The sequence below is a fragment of the Yersinia sp. 2545 StPb PI genome, assembly GCF_052217125.1.
In the GTDB taxonomy this organism is placed as follows: domain Bacteria; phylum Pseudomonadota; class Gammaproteobacteria; order Enterobacterales; family Enterobacteriaceae; genus Yersinia; species Yersinia enterocolitica_E.
In genome coordinates, this window is sequence record NZ_JAZGPY010000001.1 from 470,507 (window position 1) to 494,803 (window position 24,297).

A 24,297-nucleotide genomic window follows, 5' to 3' on the forward strand; every position below is an offset into this window, starting at 1 on the left:
TAGTTATTTAATGTTTAATAAAGTTAAAAGTAAGGGTTTTTTCAGCAAGTAAATGCGATTAAACTCACAATTGTTAACAATAGGTAAAGGAGGTAATGTAATGCTTTGATTTAAAGTGGATTTAAAATTCAAATTTTCACAAAAATAAACATCAATCCAGCTAGAGCGAGTTATAAATGGAGGAACAATAGGGAATAGAGGGCAACAGGTGTGACCGGCACTGATGTAACAGGAAACTCGGTTGTATCGGCCAACAGACAAGAACACCACGATTTATCGATGCCGCTGAAAGGGAGGAGTATCTGTGCTGGTATGGGCGTCATGCTGTTGGTGGTGGCCATCAGTTAGCATCATGGGTTTTCTGGCAGTGAAAAGGGGTGGGCGCTGTATTTAATTGAAAGGACTGGGATAACACCAAAAGGCGATAATCACGCGAATCGGTCAGCGTGGACGATGGTTAAGGGGGATAGGTGTGAAAATGTTGAATAGCAAAGGTGGTGTGCTTCAGCCATTAGTGATTGTTTGGGCACCGCTCACCTGAGCGGTGAAAATCAATCTTCATCAAAGCCGGAATTAAATAACTCAATCACTGCCGCCAGCGCCTGAATTTCATCAGGGCCGGTCGCTTCAACCTCAATCTGACGGCCTTTGGCTGAATCCAGCATCAGCAGTGCAATAACACTGCTGGCCTCAGCTTCGGTACCGCTATCGTTGCGTAACATTACTTCAGCATCAAAACTCTGAACCAGTTCGAACAATTTCATTGCGGGTCTGGCGTGCATCCCCAACTTGTTTTTGATCTCAACGGTCTGCTTGATTGTCATTATTTACGCTTTTCCAGAGTACGATGGCGTGATTGGACATTTTTGCCGCGAGCGCGGAAATAATCGGCCAACTGTTCAGCGACATAAACCGAGCGGTGTTTACCACCAGTACAACCAATGGCAACCGTCAAATAACTGCGGTTATTGGTTTCCAGCATCGGCAGCCACTGTTCCAGATAGCTGCGGGTCTGATACACAAAGTTATGTACTTCGGTATGGCGATCCAGGAAAGAGATTACTGGCTTATCCAAACCTGTCATTGGGCGTAATTTAGGGTCCCAGTGCGGGTTTGGCAAGAAACGCACATCGAAAACATAATCGGCATCGATGGGGATACCGTGTTTAAAGCCAAAAGACTCAAACACCATCGTCAATTCGCGTTCACGTTTACCCAACAGGCGGGTACGCAGCATCTCAGCCAATTCATGCACTGACATTTCAGAGGTATCAATGATCAGATCAGCCCGTGAGCGCAGAGGCTCCAACAGGTCACTTTCTTCATCAATAGCACTTTCTAATGACAGGTTTTTGGTCGATAACGGATGCAAGCGACGGGTATCGCTATAGCGACGAATCAGGGTATTGCGATCGGCATCCAAAAACAGCAACTGTGGTGAAAAGCTGTCCGGCAGTTGAGTCATGGCATGTTCAAATACCTCAGGTGATTCAGGCATATTACGTACGTCTATGCTCACTGCGGCAGAGATATTCCTATCGGCAAGTGTACTCGCCAATTGCGGCAGCAGAACCACAGGCAAGTTATCGACACAATAAAAGCCCATATCTTCCAATGCGCGCAAAGCAACAGACTTCCCTGAACCGGAACGGCCGCTGACAATCATCAGCACCATGTGAGTAACTCCCCTTGGTATTTATCCCCGTCATCTTTCAAGTTGTAGGCGTGTTGAGCGCTTGCCCACATCTTGAAATTTATTGGGTATACATTAGAACCCTATATTCCGGCTACAAGATCCGGGCATAACGGATAAAATAGTTTCCACTTTCCCAATTACGCCGTTTCCGGTGGTAATTCAGTAATGATTTGATAGAGCTCATCATCACTTTGTGCTGCACGCAGACGCCGACACACTGTTTTATCAGCTAATCGCTTGGCCACTAAAGACAAAGTGTGTAAGTGAGTTTTACATTGATCTGCCGGAACCAACAAGGCAAATAACAGATCAACCGGTTGGTTATCAATAGCATCGAAGGCAATAGGTTGTTCCAGACGGATAAATACACCCACTGCACGCAGTGTGTCTTCTTCCAACTTGCCATGAGGTATCGCGATACCACTACCAATACCGGTGCTGCCCATACGTTCGCGGGTTAAGACAGCATCGAAAACCACCTGTGAAGGTAGGTTAAGTTGCTTGGCAGCCAACTCGCTGATAATTTCCAAAGCCCGTTTTTTACTTGAGCAATGTACGGAGCTTTTGGTGCACTCGATATTTAATACCGAGCTTAATTGCAATGCTGGATCGTTGATCATCTCATCTTTCACTTAAGCGCTGTTTTAAACCGTTTCCGGCGGGGATTCACTCCCGACGCTGGAAACGGTTATGTAGCGAGTGTAGAACCTTTATGGGTGAATATACCCTTTGTACTTGAAGCTACAGGGTTGTTCGCTATGTTTACTTACCCGAATCACTGACTTTAGTCAGTTCATCGAGATGAATAAGCCTGCTTGCAGAAATACGATTAAAATCGGTTTCTGGCCAATTTGTCATTCGTTTGCTGCCTACCTGCAACGCCATGTTCTTTGGGTATAACAGTCGCAAGGATTCTTAGTGTTGTTTCAATTTGTCTTTATGTTTGTTCAACTGGCGGGCCAGTTTATCAACCAAAATATCAATTGCGGCGTACATATCCTCCTGCTCTGAGCTTGCGTGCAACTCGCCTCCATTCACATGTACCGTTGCTTCTGCAATTTGTTTTACTTTCTCAACACTTAAAACCACATATACCTGGTTAATGCGATCAAAATATTGCTCAAGTTTGGCAAATTTAGTGGTAACAAACTCGCGTAATGCTTCGGTTATTTCGACATGATGTCCGGTAATATTGAGCTGCATAGTGTCTTCCTTCTCAGTTCAGGTCAAACCAACTGTTTACGCTGATTTGACGGCGGGATGGATAACGACTCTCGGTACTTCGCGACGGTACGCCGTGCCACCATGATGCCTTGTTCACATAATAATGTGGTCAGCTTACTGTCACTAAGAGGTTTAGCAGGATTTTCTGCTGCAACCAATTTTTTCACCAGTGCACGAATTGCAGTGGAAGAAGCTTCACCTCCGCTATCAGTATTGACGTGGCTGGAGAAGAAATATTTTAGCTCGAAAATACCCCGTGGACTGTGCAGGAACTTCTGCGTGGTCACGCGAGAGATTGTCGACTCATGCATATCCACAGCCTGGGCGATATCGGCCAGTACCATGGGCTTCATAAATTCAGGCCCATTCTCAAAAAACGCTACTTGCTGCTCTACAATACAACGCGCCACCTTCAGCAGTGTTTCATTGCGGCTTTCAAGACTTTTTATCAACCATTTTGCTTCTTGCAAATTGCTACGGATAAACTGCCCGTCACTGTCATTGCGGGTACTGCTACCCATCGCCGCATACTGCTGGTTGATTTTTAGGCGTGGAATGCTATCGGCATTCAGCTCGACCGTCCATTGATCTTTGTCTTTACGCACCAAAACATCGGGAATGACGTACTCGGACTCCCCGGTATTGATGGATTGACCCGGACGCGGATCCAGAGACTGAATCAGGCCGATCGCTTCTTTAAGTGTATCTTCTTTTAGCCGACTCAAGCGGATCATCGTACGGAAATCATGGTTACCCAGCAAATCCAGATAATCGCTAACCACCAGACGTGCTTCGGCAAGATAGGGGGTATCTTTGTCATATTGTGACAACTGTACCAACAGACATTCACGCAGGTTACGTGCCGCGACACCAATAGGATCAAAGTGTTGTATCCGCTTAAGCACCGCTTCTACTTCATCCAGTGCGACGTTCTCGTCCCCCATGCTTTCCAGAATATCTTCCAGTGGCACCGTAAGGTAACCGGTTTCATCGACCGCATCCACGATAGAGGTCGCAATGGCAACATCAGTATCAGAGAATGGGGTTAAATCCACTTGCCACATCAGGTAGTCTTGTAGCGTTTGGGTCGTTTCCCCTTGATAAACCGGCAACTCATCATCGCTATAATCATTGCCCATTCCTGATGGCGTGCCTGCGGTGTAGATCTCATCCCAGGTGGCATCAAGTGGCAACTCTTCGGGCATATCTTTTTGTTCCAGCGCCTCGCGGGTATCAAGCGATTCACTGTCTACGGTCTCTTTTGCATCTATCTCTTCATGAAGATCAGTTTGCTCAAGCAGGGGGTTACTCTCCAGCGCTAACTGAATCTCCTGCTGGAGTTCAAGTGTAGAAAGCTGCAACAAGCGAATAGCCTGTTGAAGCTGCGGAGTCATAGCCAGTTGTTGGCTGAACTTGAGTTGCAAACCTTGCTTCATAATGCGGTATCAATTTTCCTTTATAGATGAAGGAATATCCGTCATCTTTCAAATTGCAGGGGTATTGGCTGCCGGTTACTTGGCCGCACCTGCGGGCTAGCATAAATGCTGTTTAAATCGATTTATGACCGATTTTATTGTTTGCCGCCTTCCTGCACCTTGAAATCTATTGGGTATTGGAAAAAGGTCAGAGACGGAATTCTTCACCGAGGTAAACACGCTTAACTTGTTCGTCAGCCAGGATTTCCTGTGGCGTACCGTGAGCGATTAAATGACCCTGGCTTACGATATAAGCCCGCTCACAGACGTCTAACGTTTCACGCACGTTATGGTCGGTAATAAGAACGCCAAGACCACTGTCGCGTAGATGTTCAATAATTTTTTTAATATCGATAACGGAAATCGGATCAACCCCGGCAAAAGGCTCATCCAGCAGAATAAACTTAGGATTTGCCGCCAGTGCACGGGCTATTTCAACACGGCGGCGTTCACCACCGGAAAGCGATTGCCCCAAGTTGTCACGTAAATGGGTGATATGGAACTCTTCCATTAATTCATCAGCCCGTTCCTCACACTGCTCAACAGAGAGGTCTTTACGGATCTCCAGCACCGCCATTAAGTTGTTAAATACACTCAGGCGGCGGAAAATAGAGGCTTCTTGCGGTAAATAACCAATACCGCGACGAGCGCGTTCATGGAGAGGCAAGAGGCTGATATCTTCGTCATCAATCACAATACGCCCGGCGTCACGCTGGACAATGCCGACGACCATATAAAAAGTGGTAGTTTTCCCTGCGCCGTTCGGCCCAAGCAGGCCCACTATCTCACCGGATTTCACATTGAGGCTTACGTCTTCGACCACTTTACGGCCTTTGTACGCCTTAGCCAGCTTTTCTGCGATTAATGTTGCCATAAATGATTACTTACTCTTCTTTTGGCCTGAAGCTGCTGGCCCTTTGTCTTGTAATTGGGACGGTAATAACACGGTGGTGACGCGGTTGCCTTTATCACTGAAGGCTTCCATCTGCTGTTTTTTCACCAGATAAGTGATGCGATCACCTTTGATATTACTATCAAGTTGCTCCAGATAAGCATTGCCAGTCAACACCACAAAATCATTTGCGACTTCATAACGCAGTTTCTGCCCATGGCCTTTTACGGGTTTGCCACTGTCTTGCATCTGGTAGAAAGTGACTGGATTACCATAACCTTCAATGACCATTTTGCTTTGATCACCGCCTGGGCGCGTAACCACGACTTTATCAGCTTTAATCTCAATGGTACCTTGCTTGATAACCACATTGTCGGTAAATGTGACAGTATTGGCCTCCATATCTAACGCTTGTTTAACGGAGTCAACCGTGACGGGCTGATCAGTATCACCCGTTAACGCCAGAGCGGGCAGGCTTGCGGCCAAAAGTGAACTGGCAAGCAAAAAATGACGAAGTTTATTTTTGGATTTCATAAGAGGTTTTAACCTTTTCAATCAGCTCAGCGGTTTTGTCCCGCAAGTTCCCACGCATTTTCATGCCGTTAGATGTGAATCCAACACCAAAGAGGGTAACTTCATCGTCTGAGGATACATCCTGAGTGATCAAATTAACCTGGGCGTTATCGGTTTTAATTTTTTGTAACTGTGCGTCTGGTGTCAGGCTATCAACTTCAACATGACCATACAAATACAGCATCTTATCATTGGTCAGTTTGGCGCGGTCGGCGCGCACTGTCCAAGTAGCGACTGCATTCTCCGCAAACAGAGTCATGACCGGTTTGGTAAACCAGGTTAACTCTTGAGTGCTGAAGTTTTGTACGTCTTCTGCCACCAATTTATAATTCAATTGCCCGACCGGATTGAATACCACGGTCACAGTATGCTGGCTCTGCGAAGAGGGCTCATTATCAGTGGCCACGGTTTGTGTGTCCTGCTGATTAAAGCCGGATATATTCCAGCCAATCAATGCCAAAGCAATCAGTGCCAAGGATAATGTTATCCATAGTCTTGTTTTACTCATATCGACAATCCTTTGGCACCTTCAAGTTTATCTTGAGCTAATAATATCAAATCACATATCTCGCGTACTGCACCGCGCCCGCCATGGATTCGCGTCACATAATGTGCCTTGGGAAGAAGTAACGGATGGGCATCCGCGACTGCAACAGATAACCCAACTTGTGCCATGACCGGCCAATCAATCAGGTCATCCCCAATATAAGCAACCTGCTCAGGCTGGTATGCTAATGCTACCAACAATTCGTTATAGGCCACCAGCTTATCAGATTGCCCTTGATAAAGGTGGGTAATGCCTAAGGTGTTGGCGCGGTCTTCCAGTAATTTTGCGCGACGGCCAGTAATAATGGCTACTTCAATACCTGAGGTTATCAGGCAGCGGATACCATAGCCATCACGCACGTTGAAAGCTTTCAGCTCTTCGCCCTGATTACCCATATAAATCAGGCCGTCGGACATCACACCATCGACATCACAAATCAGTAGGCGAATTTTCGCCGCACGTGACATCACAGTGTCGGCTACTGGTCCATAGCATGTGTCCTGATATACGGTGTCGCTCATTTTTCCCTTCTTACTTGACGTTGCAGCGTTGTTAGCTGCTCTCTTTCACCCGAATCACTTACTAGTGTAAGCTCATCGGGATGCACTCGTTTGCTGCCTAGCTGCAACCCCAATTAATTTGGGAAACCCTTCTTACTTGACGTTGCGGCGTTGTTAGCTGCTCTCTTTCACCCGAATCACTTGACTATGCAAGCTCATCGGGATGCATTCGTTTGCAGCCTAGCTGCAACCCCAATTAATTTGGGAAACTCTTCTTACTTGACGTTGCGGCGTTGTTAGCTGTTTTATTCACCAGACAGTCCACGGTTAGACCACGCCGGCTCTCAGCATGTCATGCATATGCACCACACCCAGCAACTGATCGCCATCTGCGACCAATACGGCGGTAATATGGCGCAACTCCATCAGGTTGAGTGCATCCACAGCCAACATGGTTGGAGGGACTCGAATACCGCCACTGGTCATTACATCTGCAATTTTCGCGTTATTCAGATCGACACCCAAATCAAATATTCGGCGCAAGTCACCGTCGGTAAAGATACCTTTAATCATCATCAAATCGTCACAGATGACAGTTAAACCCAGATTCTTCCGAGTAATCTCCAGTAACGCATCGCGTAATGACGCATCGGGACTGATGTGCGGGAGCTCTGCACCAGTGTGCATGATATCGCTGATTCGCAACAGTAACTTGCGCCCCAGTGCTCCGCCTGGATGGGAGAGAGCAAAATCTTCTTGAGTGAAGCCTCGGGCCTGTAACAATGCAACTGCAAGCGCGTCCCCCATCACCAAGGTGGCTGTGGTACTGGTGGTCGGCGCCAACCCTAATGGGCAGGCCTCTTGTGGGACCTTGATGCACAAATGAATATCGGCCGCTTTACCCATGCTACTTTCAGGATTATTGCTCATGCAGATTAGCGGAATTTTTTGGCGCTTTAGAACCGGGATGAGAGCGAGGATCTCGTTAGATTCCCCTGAATTAGAGATGGCGAGCACAATATCTTGTGGCGTGACCATGCCGAGATCGCCATGACTGGCTTCACCGGGGTGGACGAAAAAGGCAGGTGTTCCCGTGCTGGCGAAGGTGGCGGCAATTTTGCAACCAATATGGCCAGATTTGCCCATCCCCATAACCACAACTTTGCCATGGCAGTTAAATATTGCATCGCAGGCTTTGGCAAAATCGTCATTAATATATTGATCGAGTTGTGCCAGTCCTTCGCGCTCAATCTGCAGCACCTGTTTTCCCGCCTGTTGAAAATCCACTCTTGGCAATGAGTTAATACCCGACGGTGAATCAGTTGCTGGCTGTAAATCATAAGAAGACATACTTGGTTCCCATTGAATGAACATGGTTATGCCACATTAAAGGGTGCAAAAAACAGCACCGCTAGATAAGCGATAAACCCACATAATAACAGAGCACCTGCCATATGACCGATGCGATGTTTACGCCCCAGGCAAAGAAGGGTAAATATCACACTGACACCGAGCATCACCCAATAGTCGCGCTGGAAAGCTTCTGGATTAATATCGCCAGGGGAGAGCAGAGCAGGTACACCTAACACAATCACAATATTAAAAATGTTCGAACCGATGATATTGCCGACCGCCATATCATCTTCCCCTTTCAGCGCGCCAGCGATAAAAGTAGCCAGTTCAGGCAAACTGGTGCCAATGGCAATAACAGTCAGCCCTATAACCAGTTCACTGACACCTGCGACCCGGGCAATGACCGTGGCATTATCGATAATCATTTTGGCCGAGAGTGGCAAGATAATGAAAGCTAACACTAACCACAAAAGAGCGACGGTATTGCTACTGTCTTGAGGCAATTCAGCCAACTGTTCGCGAGTCAGGATGTCATTGCCTTCCACATGGGCCAGACGGGCAATTTTCAGCATCAGAATAATAAACGCCGCTGCTGCTACCAGCAAAATAATACCATCTCCACGGCTGAGATGGTTATCAGCCAGCAGGAAACCACATAGCACCGTCACTACCAGCATCAACGGTAATTCACGGCGTAAAATCTCTGATCGTACTGTTAATGGGCGTATAAGGGCTGCACCACCGACAATCAGCAGTAAATTGGTAATATTAGAGCCAAGCACATTCCCAACCGCCATATCGGTTTGATTATTCAGTGCTGCAGTCACCGAAACGATCAACTCAGGTAGCGATGTGCCGATACCGACGATGGTCATCCCAATAATAAGGGGGGGGATGCCGAAAGAACGGGATAACACAGCGGCGCCATAAACTAATCGATCAGCGCCATACACTAATAAGACCAAGCCGATGATTAATAGTGTTATCGCAAGAGGCATGCAGAGTCCTTTATTAGGTATAATCCCGATCCGTTGGTAGAAGCTGACTGTTGGTAACCCATTTTCGGTGGAAAACAGCTAGCCCATGGGTAAAAACCACTAACAGCGTTTTACGCTCTTTTTTGAGTTAACCCTAATTTTGACTGTGAGAGCCAGAAAAGTAAAACTTATGGCAACTTTGGCTACGAAAAAGTGACAATAAGTTGCCAAAATACTTCCCATTGTGCTCGTTGCCGCCATTTGATGTAGCATTGGCGCTCGGATGAGTAATTAAAGGCCTAAAGGGACGAATGATAATGAAGCAATTGTCGTCGAATTTGATAGAGATCCGCGGGATGAGTTTTACCCGTGGTGAGCGTCCGATATTCGCCGATATCAACATGACGGTCCCCCGCGGCAAAGTGACTGCGATTATGGGGCCATCAGGAATTGGTAAAACCACATTGTTGCGCCTGATCGGTGGGCAACTTGTACCGGATGCAGGTGAAATCTGGTTTGATGGTGATAATATTCCGGCGCTTTCACGTCAGCGTTTGTATGATGTGCGTAAGAAAATGAGCATGCTGTTTCAATCTGGTGCGTTATTCACTGATTTGACCGTGTTTGAGAATGTGGCTTTCCCATTACGCGAACATAGCCGTTTGCCGGAGGAATTGCTGCACAGTACGGTGATGATGAAGTTGGAAGCCGTGGGGCTGCGTGGGGCGGCTAATCTGATGCCTGCCGAACTTTCCGGCGGTATGGCGCGGCGTGCTGCACTGGCAAGGGCCATTGCCCTTGATCCTGAATTGATTATGTTTGATGAGCCATTTGTGGGTCAGGACCCTATAACTATGGGGGTGCTGGTAAAACTGATTGATGAGCTGAATCATGCATTAGGCGTGACTTGCGTGGTGGTTTCCCACGATGTGCCTGAAGTCCTTAGTATTGCTGATTATGCCTATATTGTTGCCGATCAGCATGTTATTGCCGAAGGAACACCGGAACAGTTGCAAGCCAATAGCGATATGCGGGTGCGCCAGTTCCTTGATGGTATTGCCGACGGGCCGGTGCCTTTCCGTTTCCCGGCCGGTGATTATAAAACTGAGCTGTTATACCCAAAGTAATTGGAGTTGCAGGTAGGCAGTAAGCGAGCTATCCCCGATGAACTTACTCGGTTAAGTGGTTCGGGAGTTATCGTAGCTAACCCCCTGTAGCTTTAAATACGAAGGAGATAGGCTGATGGAGTATTCATGTTAGTACAGGCGTTAGCGTCTTTAGGGCGTAGGGGCATTAATGTCAGCGCATCCTTTGGTCGCGCGGGTTTAATGTTATTCAATGCCCTTGTCGGGCGGCCTGAACCGCGAAAACAATGGCCATTATTGGTTAAACAGCTCTATAGCGTCGGTGTGCAATCGCTACTGATTATCGTGGTTTCCGGTCTGTTTATCGGCATGGTTCTGGGGTTACAGGGCTTTTTGATCCTCACCACATACAGTGCTGAAGCCAGTCTTGGGATGATGGTGTCTTTATCACTGCTACGTGAGTTGGGGCCAGTGGTAACCGCACTGTTGTTCGCCGGTCGCGCCGGTTCTGCTCTAACCGCGGAGATTGGCTTGATGAAAGCCACTGAACAGATTTCCAGTTTGGAAATGATGGCAATCGACCCGCTGCGTCGAGTGGTGGCTCCCCGGTTCTGGGCAGGTCTTATCAGTATGCCATTATTAACCGCTATTTTTGTTGCCGTCGGTATCTGGGGTGGCTCTGTGGTGGGGGTTGACTGGAAAGGGATCGATGGCGGTTTCTTCTGGTCGGCGATGCAAAATGCTGTGGAGTGGCGTACCGATTTACTGAATTGCCTAATTAAGAGTCTGGTATTTGCTATTACTGTGACCTGGATTGCGCTGTTCAATGGTTATGATGCGATCCCAACATCTGAAGGGATTAGCCGGGCAACGACCCGTACCGTAGTGCATTCATCGCTGGCGGTATTGGGATTGGATTTTGTGCTGACAGCACTGATGTTTGGGAATTGAGTCGATGCAAACGAAGAAAAGTGAAGTCTGGGTAGGTTTGTTTATACTGATTGCTATTCTGGCGGTCGTATTTCTCTGCCTGAAGGTTGCGGATATCAAATCAGTAGGCAACCAGCCGACTTATCGAATTTATGCAACGTTTGACAATGTGGGTGGTCTGAAAACCAATTCGCCGGTCAAAATTGGCGGTGTTGTGGTGGGGCGGGTGGCTGACATCACGCTGGATACCAAAAACTACAGCCCACGTGTGGCGATAGATATTCAGCAACGTTATAACCATATCCCGGATACCAGCTCTTTGGCGGTACGCACTTCTGGCTTATTGGGTGAACAGTTCCTGGCACTAAATGTCGGTTTTGAAGACCCGGATATGGGCACCACTATTTTGAAAGATGGCGGTATAATTCAAGACACCAAATCTGCACTGGTGTTGGAAGATCTTATCGGCCAGTTCTTGTACAAGAGTGGCGGGGATGGTAATTCTGATGCGCCAGCAAGTGAGCCAGTAGCCCCAACGGCAGCGGCGCCCACTCCGACAGATAACGGCAGCTTACCTGCAACTCAACATCCTTAAGAGGGTCTCTGAATGTTTAAACGTTTACTTATGGTTGCGTTGCTGGTGGTAGCACCACTGGCGAATGCTGTCGATCAAACTAATCCATACCGAATGATGGATGAAGCCGCGCAAAGAACATTCACGCGCTTAAAAACCGAACAACCTAAGATCAAACAGAACCCAGACTATTTGCGCACCATCGTACGTGAAGAACTGTTGCCATTTGTCCAGATCAAATACGCCGGTGCGTTAGTCCTGGGTAGCTATTATAAAGCGGCGACCCCTGCGCAGCGCGAAGCGTACTTCAATGCGTTCAGTCAATATCTGGAACAGGCTTACGGTCAGGCATTGGCGCTGTACCACGGCCAAACTTACGATGTTGCACCAGACCAACCACTGGGTGATGCCAATATTGTTGCTATTCGCGTGACTATTCTTGATCCAAATGGCCGACCACCTGTGCGTTTAGATTTTCAATGGCGTAAAAATAGCCAAACCGGTAACTGGCAGGCGTATGACATGATAGCCGAAGGGGTTAGCATGATTAGTACTAAGCAAAATGAGTGGGCTTCTATCCTGCGTCAGCAAGGGGTTGATGGCCTGACTAAGCAGTTGTTGATCGCCGCGAAACAGCCAATTACGTTAGATAAGCAATAATTATGGTAGATAAATTGAGCTGGCAGTCACAGCAAGAAACGCTGGTGCTGCGAGGTGAATTAGATCGTGAAACACTGCTACCACTTTGGCAGCAGCGTGAGGCGTTATTGGCGGGTAAGACTCATATTGATGTCAGCCAATTACAGCGTGTCGACTCATCCGGTCTGGCATTGCTGGTGCACTTTCGCGAACTGCATTCTCTTCATGAACCGGCAGGCAAACAAAGTGTCTCATTAACGATTACTGGTGTCAGTGATCGGTTGTCTACTCTAATTGAGCTGTACAACCTCCAGCACATCATTCCGGTAGAAATGGCTCGTTAGTTAAGTTCGCGGCTTTCTGTGTTGTCTATACCAAAAGCTATACCCAGGTAAGAAGGGTATAAAAGCCAAAGATATTCAAAGGCCCCTGTGCGTAACAACGAAACAGGGGCTTTTCTTTAGTTTCGGAGCTCGCCGTATTCCACTAATATGTTTGGCTGGCTATGCTTCACTTAAAAATAACGATCCTCTTAAAATAGAATGAATCTTATGGATACTAACGAAATTAAAGACGTGCTGATGCAAGCATTAGCATTACAAGAAGCGCATGTTACCGGTGATGGCAGCCACTTTCAGGTGATTGCTGTCGGTGAGTTATTTGCCGATATGAGCCGGGTGAAAAAACAGCAGGCTGTGTATGCGCCTTTGATGGAATATATCGCTGATAACCGTATTCATGCCTTATCAATTAAGGCCTATACGCCGCAAGAGTGGCAACGGGATCGCAAACTAAACGGCTTTTAATGCTGTTGGCCCGGGAGCTGTTTAACGAAGCGTCGACAGTTCTAAGGCGGGCAGTAAATTCGAATTGACAACAGAGAGTGGTCACAATGGATAAATTTCGTGTGCAGGGGCGGACTCGCCTAAGCGGTGAAGTCACTATTTCAGGAGCGAAAAACGCCGCATTGCCAATAATGTTTGCTGCATTGCTGGCTGAAGAACCAGTAGAGTTGCAAAATGTCCCAAAGCTAAAAGACATTGATACCACCATTAAGCTGCTCAGCCAATTAGGCACAAAAATTGAGCGTAATGACTCTGGTTCAGTTTTTGTTGATGCCAGCGGCGTGGATGAGTTTTGCGCTCCTTATGATTTAGTCAAAACCATGCGTGCCTCTATTTGGGCGTTGGGGCCACTGGTTGCCCGTTTTGGCAAAGGCCAGGTTTCTTTACCCGGCGGCTGCGCTATCGGTGCGCGTCCGGTTGATTTGCATATTTCCGGTTTGGAACAACTGGGTGCTGAAATCAAGCTGGAAGAGGGCTATGTTAAAGCGTCCGTCGATGGCCGCCTGAAAGGCGCGCATATCGTCATGCATAAAGTCAGCGTTGGCGCGACTGTTACCATTATGAGTGCTGCCACATTAGCTGAAGGCACCACCGTAATTGAGAATGCGGCCCGTGAGCCAGAAATTGTCGATACGGCTAATTTCCTCAATACGCTGGGTGCGAAAATCAGTGGTGCAGGTACTGACAGAATTACCATCGAGGGCGTTGCTCGCTTGGGTGGTGGTGTTTATCGTGTGCTGCCTGATCGCATTGAAACCGGTACTTTCCTGGTTGCTGCGGCCATCTCTGGTGGTAAGGTTGTGTGCCGTCAAACTCGGCCTGATACGCTGGATGCGGTATTGGCTAAACTGCGTGAAGCGGGTGCTGATATTGAGATTGGCGACGACTGGATAAGCCTTGATATGCACGGGCAGCGTCCGAAAGCGGTTACGCTACGCACTGCGCCGCACCCTGGTTTTCCAACCGATATGCAGGCTCAATTCAGCTTATTGAATTTGGTGGCGGAAGGAACCGGTGTTATCACTGAGACCATTTTTGAGAACCGCTTCATGCATGTGCCTGAGCTTATTCGGATGGGCGCACATGCAGAAATCGAGAGCAATACCGTGATTTGTTATGGTGTTGAGCAACTATCAGGTGCCCAGGTGATGGCCACTGATTTGCGTGCTTCAGCCAGTTTGGTATTAGCGGGCTGTATTGCTGACGGGGTAACTATCGTTGATCGTATTTATCATATCGACCGTGGCTACGAGCGTATCGAAGATAAATTGCGTGCCTTGGGTGCCAAGATTGAGCGTATAAAAGGCGAATAAACCCGCTAAAACGCAAAAAAACAGATGCCAGCCGATGATATCGCGCTGGCATTTTTTATGGCTAAACTCTTCTTCTATCACGACGTAAGTGCAGTTGGCTGCTTTTTTACCCGAATTTCAAGATGACTATTACGGTTGTGGGGTTGTCTGATGACCTAGCACGGCATTTTGATCTAACTCGCTGATAGTGATTTGTGCCGTCATCTGTTGGCCGTTACGTAACAATAAGATAGGGATGGTGGTGCCGGGGCGGATTTCTGCTACCTGATCCATAGTTTCGATAACGGATGTCGCCGGTTTATTATTAACACTAAGGATGATATCGCCAATTTGCAGACCTGCATCTACTGCGGGGCCATGAGCTGATATGTCATTGACCTTAATCCCATGCACCCGATCCGTACTATTGCCGCTGGCATTGAAGGGCGGATATTCCTCGCCGGTAACTCCGATATAGCCACGTATCACTCGACCGTCACGGATAAGTTTCTCCATCACTTTGGTCGCAAGTGCTGTCGGAATCGCAAAACCAATCCCTTCCGGTGTTTCGCCGTTACTGCTCTTATCAAAGGACAGAGTGTTAATTCCCATCAGTTCGCCCAAGGTATTCACCAGCGCACCGCCAGAATTCCCCTGATTGATTGAAGCATCGGTCTGAAGGAAGTTTTGTCGCCCGGAATCACTTAAACCAATACGCCCAGTGGCGCTGATAATCCCTTGGGTGACGGTTTGGCCAAGGTTATAAGGGTTACCAATTGCCAGCACGACATCACCGATATGGGGGGCACGATTAATATTGATTGGAATTACTGGTAGGTTCACCGCATCAATTTTTAGTACCGCTAAATCAGTTAAGCCATCGGAACCCACGAGTAATGCCTCGGATACTCGGCCATTTTGTAGTGCCACAATTATCTGTTCAGCATTATTGATAACGTGCTTGTTGGTAAGGATATATCCCTTATCACTCATGATTACGCCAGAACCCAATGTACGAATAGCCAGTCCATCTTGTGTCGAGCTTAGGCTACGGTTATAGACATTAACCACCGCAGGGGCAGCTCTGCGTACCGCCTGGTTATAACTGGCTGGAGCCTCTTCATCTATGCTATTGCTCTTGCCGGAAAAGATATGGCCCGGACTACGGAGCATAGGTATTGCGACCAGCAAGACACCGGCAATAATTAGCCCCAAAATAATAGAACGCAATAGCTTAAGAAACATGAGGTTTAAGGCGTAAATGAATGGATGACAGGAGGATAGCATGAGTTTGGCGGACACAGCATTGTGCTGTGTCCGATTTTTCTGCAAATTAGCGTATTAACAGGTAAATATTCTCTTCACCGCGCACAATATTCAGTGCAATTACCGCCGGTTTCGCATCAAGGGCTTTGCGCAACTGAGTAATATCCTGAACCCGGACACGGTTTACAGCAATAATCACATCATCTTTCTGCAAACCAGATTGCGCTGCAGGTGAGCCTTTGGTCACGCTCTCAACTTTGATGCCCTTACTGCCCCCTTTTATTTCCCCATTGCTCAGGGATGCACCCTGCAATGATGGCGATAAGGTTTCTGCGCTAGTTGACGTTGGGCTGCTGTTTTCCAGGGTTACGGTGACTTCAAGCGGTTTCCCATCGCGCAGCATGCCAACTTTAATGGCTTTACCTGGCCCGGTGGTGCCCACTTTGGCCCGCAACTCAGCAAAGCTACTGATGGGTTTCCCATCAACAGAAACCAACACATCACCGGCTTTGATGCCTGCTTTAGATGCGGCTGATTTTGGTAGCACTTCACTGACAAAAGCACCACGCTGAGCATCAATATTAAAGGCTTTGGCCATGTCAGCGGTCATTTCGCTGCCACGAATGCCCAACAGCCCGCGCTTCACTTCGCCAAACTCAATCAATTGTTGGCTGAGGTTTTGCGCCATGTTACTTGGAATAGCAAAGCCGATACCGATGTTGCCGCCACCTGGGGCCAGAATTGCGGTGTTAATCCCAATCAATTCACCATTGAGGTTAACTAGCGCGCCGCCAGAGTTACCACGGTTGATGGAGGCGTCGGTCTGGATAAAGTTTTCCAACCCTTCCAAATTCAAGCCACTACGACCCAAGGCTGAAATAATCCCCGATGTTGCTGTTTGCCCCAGACCAAATGGATTACCGACAGCAACGGCAAAATCACCCACTCGCAGGTTATCGGAATCGGCCATTTTAATCGCGGTCAGATTTTTGGCATCGGTTAACTGCAATAACGCGATATCGGTTTGTTCATCACGTCCTAGCAGCTTCGCATCATATTCACGACCATCATTGAGCTGAACGCGAATTTTATCCGCATTATTGATAACGTGGTTGTTTGTCAGCACATAGCCTTTTTCGGCATTAATGATAACACCCGACCCTAACCCCTCGAATGGACGGCTGCTTTCTTTACCGGCGGGTGCATTCGGGCCAAAGAAGAATTTGAATTCTTCTGGCAAACGTTGCTGTTGTGCCTGTGTTCCTGACACATGAACACTGACTACCGCGGGCAAAACTTTTTCCAACATCGGTGCCAGGCTAGGGACTGCCTGCCCGGCTACTGCCGCTGGGAGAGCTGCTGCGTTCACCATTGGAACAGACGCGAGACCTAAGCCGACACTCAATGCCAGCGCACTAAGAAATAATGACTTTTTCTTCATTGATTTAAACTCTCTCAATACCTAACGGTGAATGAATAGGATGGATGGCTGTTACAGGCCCGTTGTAAATTAAGACTCTGGATTAGCTAAAAAATTCACTTATTTCAAAAGGCTACTGCTGTCCTAAATATAAGCATCCTAAGATATGGCTTGATATAAGGCTCGCTATGAAGCAATTCAAGGAGAGGTAAGTATAGAAGTGTAAATGTACTGACCACGGTAATGTGAGATACACCCCACCGTAGTCAGTATGATAGCTAAACGTGTGCTTAATCGCGGGTCTGATGCTCCGGGCGTAATAACCCCGATGCGCCTTCAGAGTAATCCCGAGGTGGCATTTTTACCGGTGCCTGATCATTATCTGCTTCAGATTCAGTCAGACGGTAGCGGAACGGGTTATCTTGCAGTGGCAAGTCCGGTAATAAGTTATTGGAGCTTTTCGCCATATGTTGGTAGAGCTGGCGATAGTCGCGAGCCATATTATCCAACAACTCAGCACTGCGGGCAAAATGCCCAACCAGTTCCTGACGGTATTCTTCCAAATCAGTTTTGCTTTTCTCCAGCTCATTTTGCAGCACTTGCTGCTGACGCAATTTGCGGTTGCCAAAGCGCATAGCCACCGCGCCAATCACGATACCAACAACCAACCCAATAAGCGCATACTCCCAGGTCATGATGACTCCTTTTTTGACTTCATTGTTCAGCAGGACTTTTTCACTTAATAATACCCACTATAACCGTTAACCTTGTCGGAGTGGAATCCTGATGCAACTTTGCTTATGGTTATCAGGCTTTCTTCGCAGTGGCAGTGTCGGTAAATGCGGCGATTGCCCGATAAATCAGCAACAAAGTCGCGCAAAAAGTAGATAACTATTTTATCAGGGATTGTTGATAAACATGCAACCAAGTACACCTACAGCACTTTACCAGCAGGCACTTGATGCTGGCGACTACCAACCTGATGAGGTACAACGGCGTGCTGTAGCACGGTTGGATAGGCTTTATCAGGAACTAAATCAACGCCAGAGTATAGCGCCGACCAGCACGAGTCTGCGCGGGCGGCTGAACCGTTTGATTGGGCGAGCTGTACCCCGGACCCCCATACGACCCGCCCAGGGGCTATATATGTGGGGCGGTGTTGGGCGGGGTAAAACCTGGCTGATGGATCTGTTTTTCCACAGCTTGCCGGGTGAGCGCAAGCTGCGACTGCATTTCCATCGTTTTATGCTACGGGTACATCAAGAACTGACTGAGCTGCAAGGTCATGAAAATCCGCTGGAGATTATTGCCGACGGTTTCAAAGCGCAGACTGATGTGCTGTGCTTTGATGAGTTTTTTGTCTCAGATATTACTGATGCCATGTTACTGGCGACATTGCTGGAGGCACTCTTTGCCAGAGGTATCACGTTGGTTACCACCTCCAATATTCCACCGGATAATTTGTATCATAACGGTTTACAGCGTGCCCGCTTCTTGCCAGCCATTGAATTGATTAAACAGTATTGTGATGTGATGAATGTCGATGCGGGGATTGATTACCGCCTGCGGACCCTGACTCAGGCAAATCTTTATCTGACGCCCTTGAATCCACAAACTGAACAGGCGATGGACGATATTTTTGTCAAACTGGCCGGTAAAGAGGGGGACCAAGCGCCGATACTGGAAGTAAATCATCGGCCATTGCCTGCTATTTGTTCAGCACAGGGTGTTCTGGCGGTAGATTTCCATACATTGTGTGAAGAAGCCCGCAGCCAGTTGGATTACATTGCGCTATCCAAACTCTATCACACGGTATTACTGCACAACGTCCACCGCATGGAGACGCGAGATGAGAATACGGCCAGGCGTTTTCTGGCACTCGTGGATGAGTTTTATGAACGGCGGGTAAAATTGATTATTGCGGCAGAAGTATCAATGTTCGATATTTATTGCGGTGAGCGCCTTAAATTCGAATATCAACGCTGTTTATCGCGGTTACAAGAGATGCAAAGTGAAGAGTATCTCTCTTTACCGCATCTGCCATAGGGATAATCTGCACGACCGTTATTCACTTCTGACCCGCTAAAATGCTATTCTGTGGTGGGCGATTTTCCTTCGCCCTAACTTAACATGTTTAATTTATACCTTTCTCGTCAAAAACAGTTCGATTTTTAACGTCGACTTCTCTATAATCTTGCGACCCCACGTTACAACAAAGTTTTTTTCCCAAAAACTTTGATAGTGCCGGCATTGGCTATTCGAAGGGGTAGGTTTGCTGGACTGATGGTCGTGTGAGCCTCAACTGTTTTTGAACGTTTGGGTGTTCACCAACGTGTAACTTATTAATTGGGTAAGCTTTTATAATGAAAACTTTCACAGCGAAACCAGAAACTGTAAAACGTGACTGGTATGTTGTTGACGCGAACGGTAAGACCTTAGGTCGCCTCGCTACTGAACTGGCTAGTCGCCTACGCGGCAAGCACAAGGCGGAATACACCCCGCACGTTGATACTGGTGATTACATCATCGTTCTGAACGCAGAAAAAGTTGCTGTAACCGGTAACAAGCGTACAGACAAGATTTATTACCGTCATACCGGCTACGTCGGTGGTATCAAACAAGCGACCTTTGAAGAGATGATTGCCCGCAGTCCTGAGCGTGTGATTGAAATCGCGGTTAAAGGCATGCTGCCGAAGGGTCCGCTGGGCCGTGCAATGTTTCGTAAACTTAAAGTTTACGCAGGTACTGAGCACAATCATGCGGCGCAGCAACCGCAAGTTCTGGACATTTAATCGGGATTATGGCAATGGCTGAAAATCAATACTACGGCACTGGTCGCCGCAAAAGTTCTGCTGCACGCGTTTTTCTTAAGCCGGGTAGCGGTAATATCGTTATTAACCAACGTAGCATCGAAGAGTACTTCGGTCGTGAAACTGGCCGTATGGTTGTTATGCAACCGCTCGTACTGCTAGATATGGTTAGCAAGTTTGACATGTACATCACTGTTAAAGGTGGTGGTATTTCTGGTCAAGCTGGTGCTATCCGTCACGGTATTACCCGTGCACTGATGGAATATGACGAGACTCTGCGCCCAGAACTGCGTAAAGCTGGCTTCGTAACGCGTGATGCGCGTGAAGTTGAGCGTAAGAAAGTGGGTCTGCGTAAAGCACGTCGCCGTCCACAGTTCTCCAAACGTTAATTTTTTGCCTTTATGGCATCAGATTAATGGCAAAAACCCGGTGTCTCACCGGGTTTTTTTATGCCTGAAAAACCACTTTTCATAGCATCACATATTATATTTTCGTTGCTAAACCGTTGTCTGATAAACAATTAATCACGAAATCGCAGCACCATCCCCACAAAACATGCAAAATCTGGTAAACTATCACCCACTTTTGTGCCTGTTCGGCGAACTGTTGGCGTCCGTGTATCTCCCTGGCTGAATAACTATCTCGACCAAGGCTTATTTACGGCAACAGCTGTCGAGATGACGAACCGGCGGTAAAACGACTCAGGATAGCAACCTAACCGTGGGCTATTCGCACTGTTTTCTAGATAATCTTGGAGGTTTTCATGGCTGTCGCTGCCAACAAACGTTCGGTAATGACGCTGTTTTCCGGCCCGACCGACATTTTTAGCCATCAAGTACGTATCGTACTGGCGGAGAAAGGTGTCAGTGTTGAGATTGAGCAGGTTGAAGCTGGTAATCTGCCGCAGGACCTGATTGACCTCAATCCCTACCAGACCGTTCCTACTTTGGTTGATCGCGAGTTAACATTGTATGAATCCCGTATCATCATGGAGTATTTGGATGAGCGTTTCCCTCATCCTCCATTGATGCCGGTATACCCTGTTGCACGTGGTAGCAGTCGTTTGATGATGAATCGCATCGAGAAAGACTGGTATTCCCTGATGCATAAGATCGAACAAGCTAATGCTCAGGAAGCTGAAGCAGCCCGCAAGCAGCTACGTGAAGCTCTGTTGTCTATCGCGCCGGTATTTAATGAAATGCCTTTCTTTATGAGCGAAGAATTCAGCTTGGTTGATTGCTATCTGGCTCCGCTGCTGTGGCGTTTACCTGTCTTAGGTATCGAGTTAACCGGTGCTGGCTCTAAAGAGTTGAAGGGTTATATGACACGTGTGTTTGAGCGTGATGCGTTCCTGGCTTCCCTGACTGAAGCTGAACGTGAAATGCACCTGAAAACCCGAGGTTAACTGTTATGGAGATGTCGGATATGTCTCCGCGCCGTCCCTATCTGTTGCGCGCATTTTACGAGTGGTTGATTGATAATCAACTGACTCCGCATCTGGTTGTGGATGTCACCCGGCCGGGTGTTTCGGTGCCGATGGAATTTGCCCGTGATGGGCAGATTGTATTGAATGTAGCACCGCGTGCCGTGGGTAATTTGGAGCTGGGTAACGAGGGTGTAAGTTTCAATGCCCGTTTCGGTGGCGTTCCTCGTCAAGTTACCGTGCCGATGGCTGCGGTAATGGCTATCTATGCGCGTGAAAACGGCTCTGGCACTATGTTTGAGCCTGAAGAAGCTTACGATTCTGATGCTGATGGCAATTTTGAGGCTTTCACAGAGGAAGGCAGCGAGACGGCACCGGCTGAGAACCTGACATTAGTCACTGGTGATACTCAGGTATCACAGGACGATAGTCATTCCCCGGATGATGAGCCACCAAAACCGCCACGTAGCGGTGGTCGCCCAGCATTACGGGTTGTTAAGTAACGAACAACACTGTTCTCTTGCACCAAGCGTTACCATACCCAATAAGGGCGGCATTAGCCGCCCTTATTATTTCTGCCAAATAACCAATAATTAAGACAGTTTTTTCAACTCAGCCAGACAACTATCACGTTGACTCATCATATCGCTATTTCTGATAGTCGATAAGGTATGAGATGCGCGCTGTTGGAAGCTGGCTTTGGCGGCACTGTCTTTGACATCTGCCGGTGCGGTACAAATATCTGATACTGTCAGTGTTTTACTGTCGCTCACCGCTTTTAGTACTGCGGCCGGGTTATAAATCAGTGCAGAAGAGAGTGCCGATTTCACCCCAGCAGTGAAATTCGCATTACCGGCATCGACCAGTTTAGGGGCCATGGCAATCCAGTTGTCATCACCCAGCTTAATATTATTTTCTACCGCAGGCAGTTGCCCCGCTTTTGCCAGCTCGGCTACCACAGCGCGCGCGCCACGCGCCTCAATATTATAACCAACTTCTTGATAATTCAAAGACATAGCCAATGTGCTGCTGCTGATCGCCAGCAAGCCGCCAGCAATAAAAAGTAAGTGAGATTTCATAACAGATAATCCTTTATTTAAAACAAGGCGTAATAATAAGGCTAGCCATGGGGTCAGGCCAAAAAACATAGATACAGAAAGTATAAGTACGGAAAGCATAAACCTATCGGAGCTCGGCCTTTACTATAGCGCTTCAGCTATAAATTGCTGCAAATAAGGTGGTTGAGATTGTTACAAAATCTTGAGTTGAAGTGGATGTGCGTGGAAAAAAAGCAGTAAAAAGGGCTGGATAACCAGCCCTCTAGTGTTAAGTCTATGGCAGGATACTTTTACTGTCAGACTTCCAGATAATTCATGATGCCATCTGCGGCTTTGCGGCCTTCAGCGATGGCTGTCACCACCAGATCAGAGCCACGGACGATATCGCCACCGGCAAAGATTTTCGGGTTACTGGTCTGAAACGCATTATCAGTGCTATCAGGGGCCACTACGCGGCCCTGCTTATCCAATGCCACGTCATGCGCCGCCAACCACTCCATGCTGTGTGGACGGAAGCCAAATGCCATTATGACAGCATCTGCTGGCAGCACATGTTCAGACCCTGGGATCTGCTCAGCCACGCTGCGGCCTTGTGCATCAGGTGCGCCCAGTTGGGTACGAACCATCTTCACACCACAGACGTTGCCGTTGTTGTTAACTTCGATGCTTAATGGTTGCAAGTTGAATTTAAACTCAACTCCTTCCTCACGGGCGTTTTTCACTTCCCGCTTGGAACCTGGCATGTTGACCTCATCACGACGATAGGCGCACACCACATCTGTTGCCCCTTGGCGAATCGATGAACGCACACAGTCCATTGCGGTATCACCGCCGCCCAGCACCACGACACGCTTACCTTCCATATTGATATATGGCTCGTGGACGGTCGCATCAAAGCCCATCAACTGCTTGGTATTGGCAATCAGGTATGGCAGCGCATCATAGACACCCGAGGCATCTTCATTTGCCAGACCACCGCGCATCGATTGGTAAGTACCCACACCGAGGAACACCGCGTCATACTCCTTCAGCAGCGCATCCATGGTGATATCTTTACCGATTTCAGTATTGAGTTGGAATTCGATACCCATCTCGGAGAAGATTTTACGGCGCTTAATCATCACTTCTTTTTCCAGCTTAAAGGCTGGAATACCGAAGGTCAGCAAGCCGCCAATCTCTGGATGGCGGTCAAATACCACGGCTTGTACGCCGTTGCGTGCTAATACGTCGGCACAGGCCAGCCCGGCAGGGCCAGCACCGATCACCGCGACACGTTTACCGGTCGGGTGAACATGCGACATATCAGGCTTCCAGCCCATCTCAATGGCTTTATCGCTGATGTAGCGCTCGATGTTGCCGATAGTCACCGCACCGAATTCGTCGTTCAGGGTACAAGACCCTTCGCACAGACGGTCCTGTGGGCACACACGGCCACACACTTCCGGTAAGCTGTTGGTCTGGTGGGCCAGATCCGCCGCTTCCATGATGCGTCCTTCGTTGGCCAGTTTCAGCCAATTAGGAATGTAGTTATGAACCGGGCACTTCCATTCGCAATAAGGGTTACCACAAGACAGGCAGCGGTCTGCCTGTGCTTTGGCCTGGGTTTCCGAAAACGGCTCGTAAATCTCAACAAATTCAATTTTACGGATCTTCAGCGGCTTTTTTGGCGGATCTACGCGCTGTAGGTCGATAAACTGATAAACATTCTGACTCATTTC

Annotated in this window: 28 protein-coding genes; 12 read left to right on the top strand and 16 right to left on the bottom strand. The window is 47.9% G+C overall.

Features of this window, described 5'->3' with window-relative positions; genetic code table 11:
• Positions 1–551: 551 nt before the first annotated feature.
• From npr to V1955_RS02075, 11 genes are all read right to left on the bottom strand, one after another.
• Positions 552–824 carry a PTS phosphocarrier protein NPr gene (gene npr / locus V1955_RS02025; protein WP_019212424.1) on the bottom strand — a complete coding sequence of 91 codons (273 nt, stop codon included), beginning with the start codon at positions 822–824 and terminating at the stop codon, positions 552–554.
• Complete coding sequence (gene rapZ / locus V1955_RS02030) at positions 824–1,675, bottom strand: RNase adapter RapZ (RefSeq protein WP_019212425.1); 852 nt, start codon at positions 1,673–1,675, stop codon at positions 824–826. The genes npr and rapZ overlap by 1 nt, the downstream gene beginning before the upstream one ends.
• A 158-nt stretch (positions 1,676–1,833) precedes the next feature.
• A complete protein-coding gene (gene ptsN, locus V1955_RS02035; RefSeq protein WP_032906970.1) occupies positions 1,834–2,316 on the bottom strand; it encodes a PTS IIA-like nitrogen regulatory protein PtsN in 483 nt (160 codons plus the stop codon).
• 295 nt (positions 2,317–2,611) lie between these two features.
• Complete coding sequence (gene hpf / locus V1955_RS02040; protein ID WP_004392031.1) at positions 2,612–2,899, bottom strand: ribosome hibernation promoting factor; 288 nt, start codon at positions 2,897–2,899, stop codon at positions 2,612–2,614.
• A gap of 23 nt (positions 2,900–2,922) precedes the next feature.
• Positions 2,923–4,356 (bottom strand): RNA polymerase factor sigma-54, encoded by a 1,434-nt coding sequence (rpoN, locus tag V1955_RS02045; RefSeq protein WP_083162264.1) that lies wholly within the window; start codon positions 4,354–4,356, stop codon positions 2,923–2,925.
• Between the two features lie 187 nt (positions 4,357–4,543).
• The gene (gene lptB / locus V1955_RS02050) at positions 4,544–5,269 is read right to left on the bottom strand and encodes an LPS export ABC transporter ATP-binding protein (protein ID WP_442820460.1); all 726 of its coding nucleotides are present in this window, start codon (positions 5,267–5,269) and stop codon (positions 4,544–4,546) included.
• A gap of 6 nt (positions 5,270–5,275) precedes the next feature.
• On the bottom strand, positions 5,276–5,821 hold the full coding sequence (gene lptA, locus V1955_RS02055) for a lipopolysaccharide ABC transporter substrate-binding protein LptA (protein WP_050087620.1): 546 nt from the start codon (positions 5,819–5,821) through the stop codon (positions 5,276–5,278).
• Positions 5,805–6,368, bottom strand: coding sequence for an LPS export ABC transporter periplasmic protein LptC (gene lptC, locus V1955_RS02060; RefSeq protein WP_083162268.1), 564 nt, complete (start codon positions 6,366–6,368; stop codon positions 5,805–5,807). The genes lptA and lptC overlap by 17 nt, the downstream gene beginning before the upstream one ends.
• Positions 6,365–6,928 (bottom strand): 3-deoxy-manno-octulosonate-8-phosphatase KdsC, encoded by a 564-nt coding sequence (gene kdsC, locus V1955_RS02065; protein WP_442820461.1) that lies wholly within the window; start codon positions 6,926–6,928, stop codon positions 6,365–6,367. Before kdsC ends, lptC begins: the two co-directional genes overlap by 4 nt.
• Before the next feature lie 306 nt (positions 6,929–7,234).
• A complete protein-coding gene (gene kdsD / locus V1955_RS02070) occupies positions 7,235–8,257 on the bottom strand; it encodes an arabinose-5-phosphate isomerase KdsD (protein ID WP_227746579.1) in 1,023 nt (340 codons plus the stop codon).
• 26 nt (positions 8,258–8,283) lie between these two features.
• A complete protein-coding gene (locus V1955_RS02075) occupies positions 8,284–9,258 on the bottom strand; it encodes a calcium/sodium antiporter (RefSeq protein ID WP_102970525.1) in 975 nt (324 codons plus the stop codon).
• Between the two features lie 296 nt (positions 9,259–9,554).
• Between V1955_RS02075 and mlaF the strand changes: the two genes are divergently transcribed.
• The 7 genes from mlaF to murA all read left to right on the top strand — a co-directional run bounded on the left by mlaF (position 9,555) and on the right by murA (position 14,623).
• The gene (gene mlaF, locus V1955_RS02080) at positions 9,555–10,364 is read left to right on the top strand and encodes a phospholipid ABC transporter ATP-binding protein MlaF (RefSeq protein ID WP_083162272.1); all 810 of its coding nucleotides are present in this window, start codon (positions 9,555–9,557) and stop codon (positions 10,362–10,364) included.
• A gap of 126 nt (positions 10,365–10,490) precedes the next feature.
• Positions 10,491–11,273 carry a lipid asymmetry maintenance ABC transporter permease subunit MlaE gene (gene mlaE, locus V1955_RS02085; protein WP_083162274.1) on the top strand — a complete coding sequence of 261 codons (783 nt, stop codon included), beginning with the start codon at positions 10,491–10,493 and terminating at the stop codon, positions 11,271–11,273.
• Between the two features lie 4 nt (positions 11,274–11,277).
• Complete coding sequence (gene mlaD / locus V1955_RS02090; RefSeq protein WP_083162276.1) at positions 11,278–11,847, top strand: outer membrane lipid asymmetry maintenance protein MlaD; 570 nt, start codon at positions 11,278–11,280, stop codon at positions 11,845–11,847.
• A gap of 12 nt (positions 11,848–11,859) precedes the next feature.
• Complete coding sequence (gene mlaC / locus V1955_RS02095; RefSeq protein WP_372560437.1) at positions 11,860–12,486, top strand: phospholipid-binding protein MlaC; 627 nt, start codon at positions 11,860–11,862, stop codon at positions 12,484–12,486.
• A gap of 2 nt (positions 12,487–12,488) precedes the next feature.
• Positions 12,489–12,809, top strand: a complete 321-nt coding sequence (gene mlaB / locus V1955_RS02100) for a lipid asymmetry maintenance protein MlaB (RefSeq protein ID WP_083162280.1) — start codon at positions 12,489–12,491, stop codon at positions 12,807–12,809.
• 207 nt (positions 12,810–13,016) lie between these two features.
• Positions 13,017–13,271 (top strand): BolA family iron metabolism protein IbaG, encoded by a 255-nt coding sequence (gene ibaG, locus V1955_RS02105; RefSeq protein WP_004710915.1) that lies wholly within the window; start codon positions 13,017–13,019, stop codon positions 13,269–13,271.
• 86 nt (positions 13,272–13,357) lie between these two features.
• Positions 13,358–14,623, top strand: coding sequence for a UDP-N-acetylglucosamine 1-carboxyvinyltransferase (murA, locus tag V1955_RS02110; protein WP_442820462.1), 1,266 nt, complete (start codon positions 13,358–13,360; stop codon positions 14,621–14,623).
• A gap of 129 nt (positions 14,624–14,752) precedes the next feature.
• Here murA and degS read toward each other — a convergent pair whose 3' ends face one another.
• The 3 genes from degS to zapG form a co-directional block, all read right to left on the bottom strand.
• The gene (gene degS, locus V1955_RS02115) at positions 14,753–15,847 is read right to left on the bottom strand and encodes an outer membrane-stress sensor serine endopeptidase DegS (protein ID WP_083164037.1); all 1,095 of its coding nucleotides are present in this window, start codon (positions 15,845–15,847) and stop codon (positions 14,753–14,755) included.
• An 88-nt stretch (positions 15,848–15,935) separates the two neighbouring features.
• Positions 15,936–17,309 carry a serine endoprotease DegQ gene (gene degQ, locus V1955_RS02120; protein ID WP_083162284.1) on the bottom strand — a complete coding sequence of 458 codons (1,374 nt, stop codon included), beginning with the start codon at positions 17,307–17,309 and terminating at the stop codon, positions 15,936–15,938.
• Between the two features lie 269 nt (positions 17,310–17,578).
• Complete coding sequence (zapG, locus tag V1955_RS02125) at positions 17,579–17,983, bottom strand: Z-ring associated protein ZapG (RefSeq protein WP_004714934.1); 405 nt, start codon at positions 17,981–17,983, stop codon at positions 17,579–17,581.
• 223 nt (positions 17,984–18,206) lie between these two features.
• Here zapG and zapE point away from each other — a divergent pair, with 223 nt between their 5' ends.
• The 5 genes from zapE (at position 18,207) to sspB (ending at position 22,024) form a co-directional block, all read left to right on the top strand.
• Positions 18,207–19,334, top strand: coding sequence for a cell division protein ZapE (gene zapE / locus V1955_RS02130; protein ID WP_420072720.1), 1,128 nt, complete (start codon positions 18,207–18,209; stop codon positions 19,332–19,334).
• Positions 19,335–19,651: 317 nt separating this feature from the next.
• Positions 19,652–20,080 (top strand): 50S ribosomal protein L13, encoded by a 429-nt coding sequence (rplM, locus tag V1955_RS02135; protein ID WP_049612536.1) that lies wholly within the window; start codon positions 19,652–19,654, stop codon positions 20,078–20,080.
• A 14-nt stretch (positions 20,081–20,094) separates the two neighbouring features.
• Positions 20,095–20,487, top strand: coding sequence for a 30S ribosomal protein S9 (rpsI, locus tag V1955_RS02140; protein WP_049612534.1), 393 nt, complete (start codon positions 20,095–20,097; stop codon positions 20,485–20,487).
• Positions 20,488–20,861: 374 nt separating this feature from the next.
• Positions 20,862–21,503, top strand: coding sequence for a stringent starvation protein SspA (gene sspA, locus V1955_RS02145; RefSeq protein WP_442820463.1), 642 nt, complete (start codon positions 20,862–20,864; stop codon positions 21,501–21,503).
• 5 nt (positions 21,504–21,508) lie between these two features.
• Complete coding sequence (sspB, locus tag V1955_RS02150) at positions 21,509–22,024, top strand: ClpXP protease specificity-enhancing factor (RefSeq protein WP_083162290.1); 516 nt, start codon at positions 21,509–21,511, stop codon at positions 22,022–22,024.
• Between the two features lie 90 nt (positions 22,025–22,114).
• Here sspB and V1955_RS02155 read toward each other — a convergent pair whose 3' ends face one another.
• Entirely contained in the window at positions 22,115–22,600 is a 486-nt protein-coding gene (locus tag V1955_RS02155; RefSeq protein WP_420072721.1) for a hypothetical protein, read from the bottom strand.
• Positions 22,601–22,875: 275 nt separating this feature from the next.
• Positions 22,876–24,294 carry a glutamate synthase small subunit gene (locus V1955_RS02160; protein WP_083162294.1) on the bottom strand — a complete coding sequence of 473 codons (1,419 nt, stop codon included), beginning with the start codon at positions 24,292–24,294 and terminating at the stop codon, positions 22,876–22,878.
• Between the last annotated feature and the right edge of the window lie 3 nt (positions 24,295–24,297).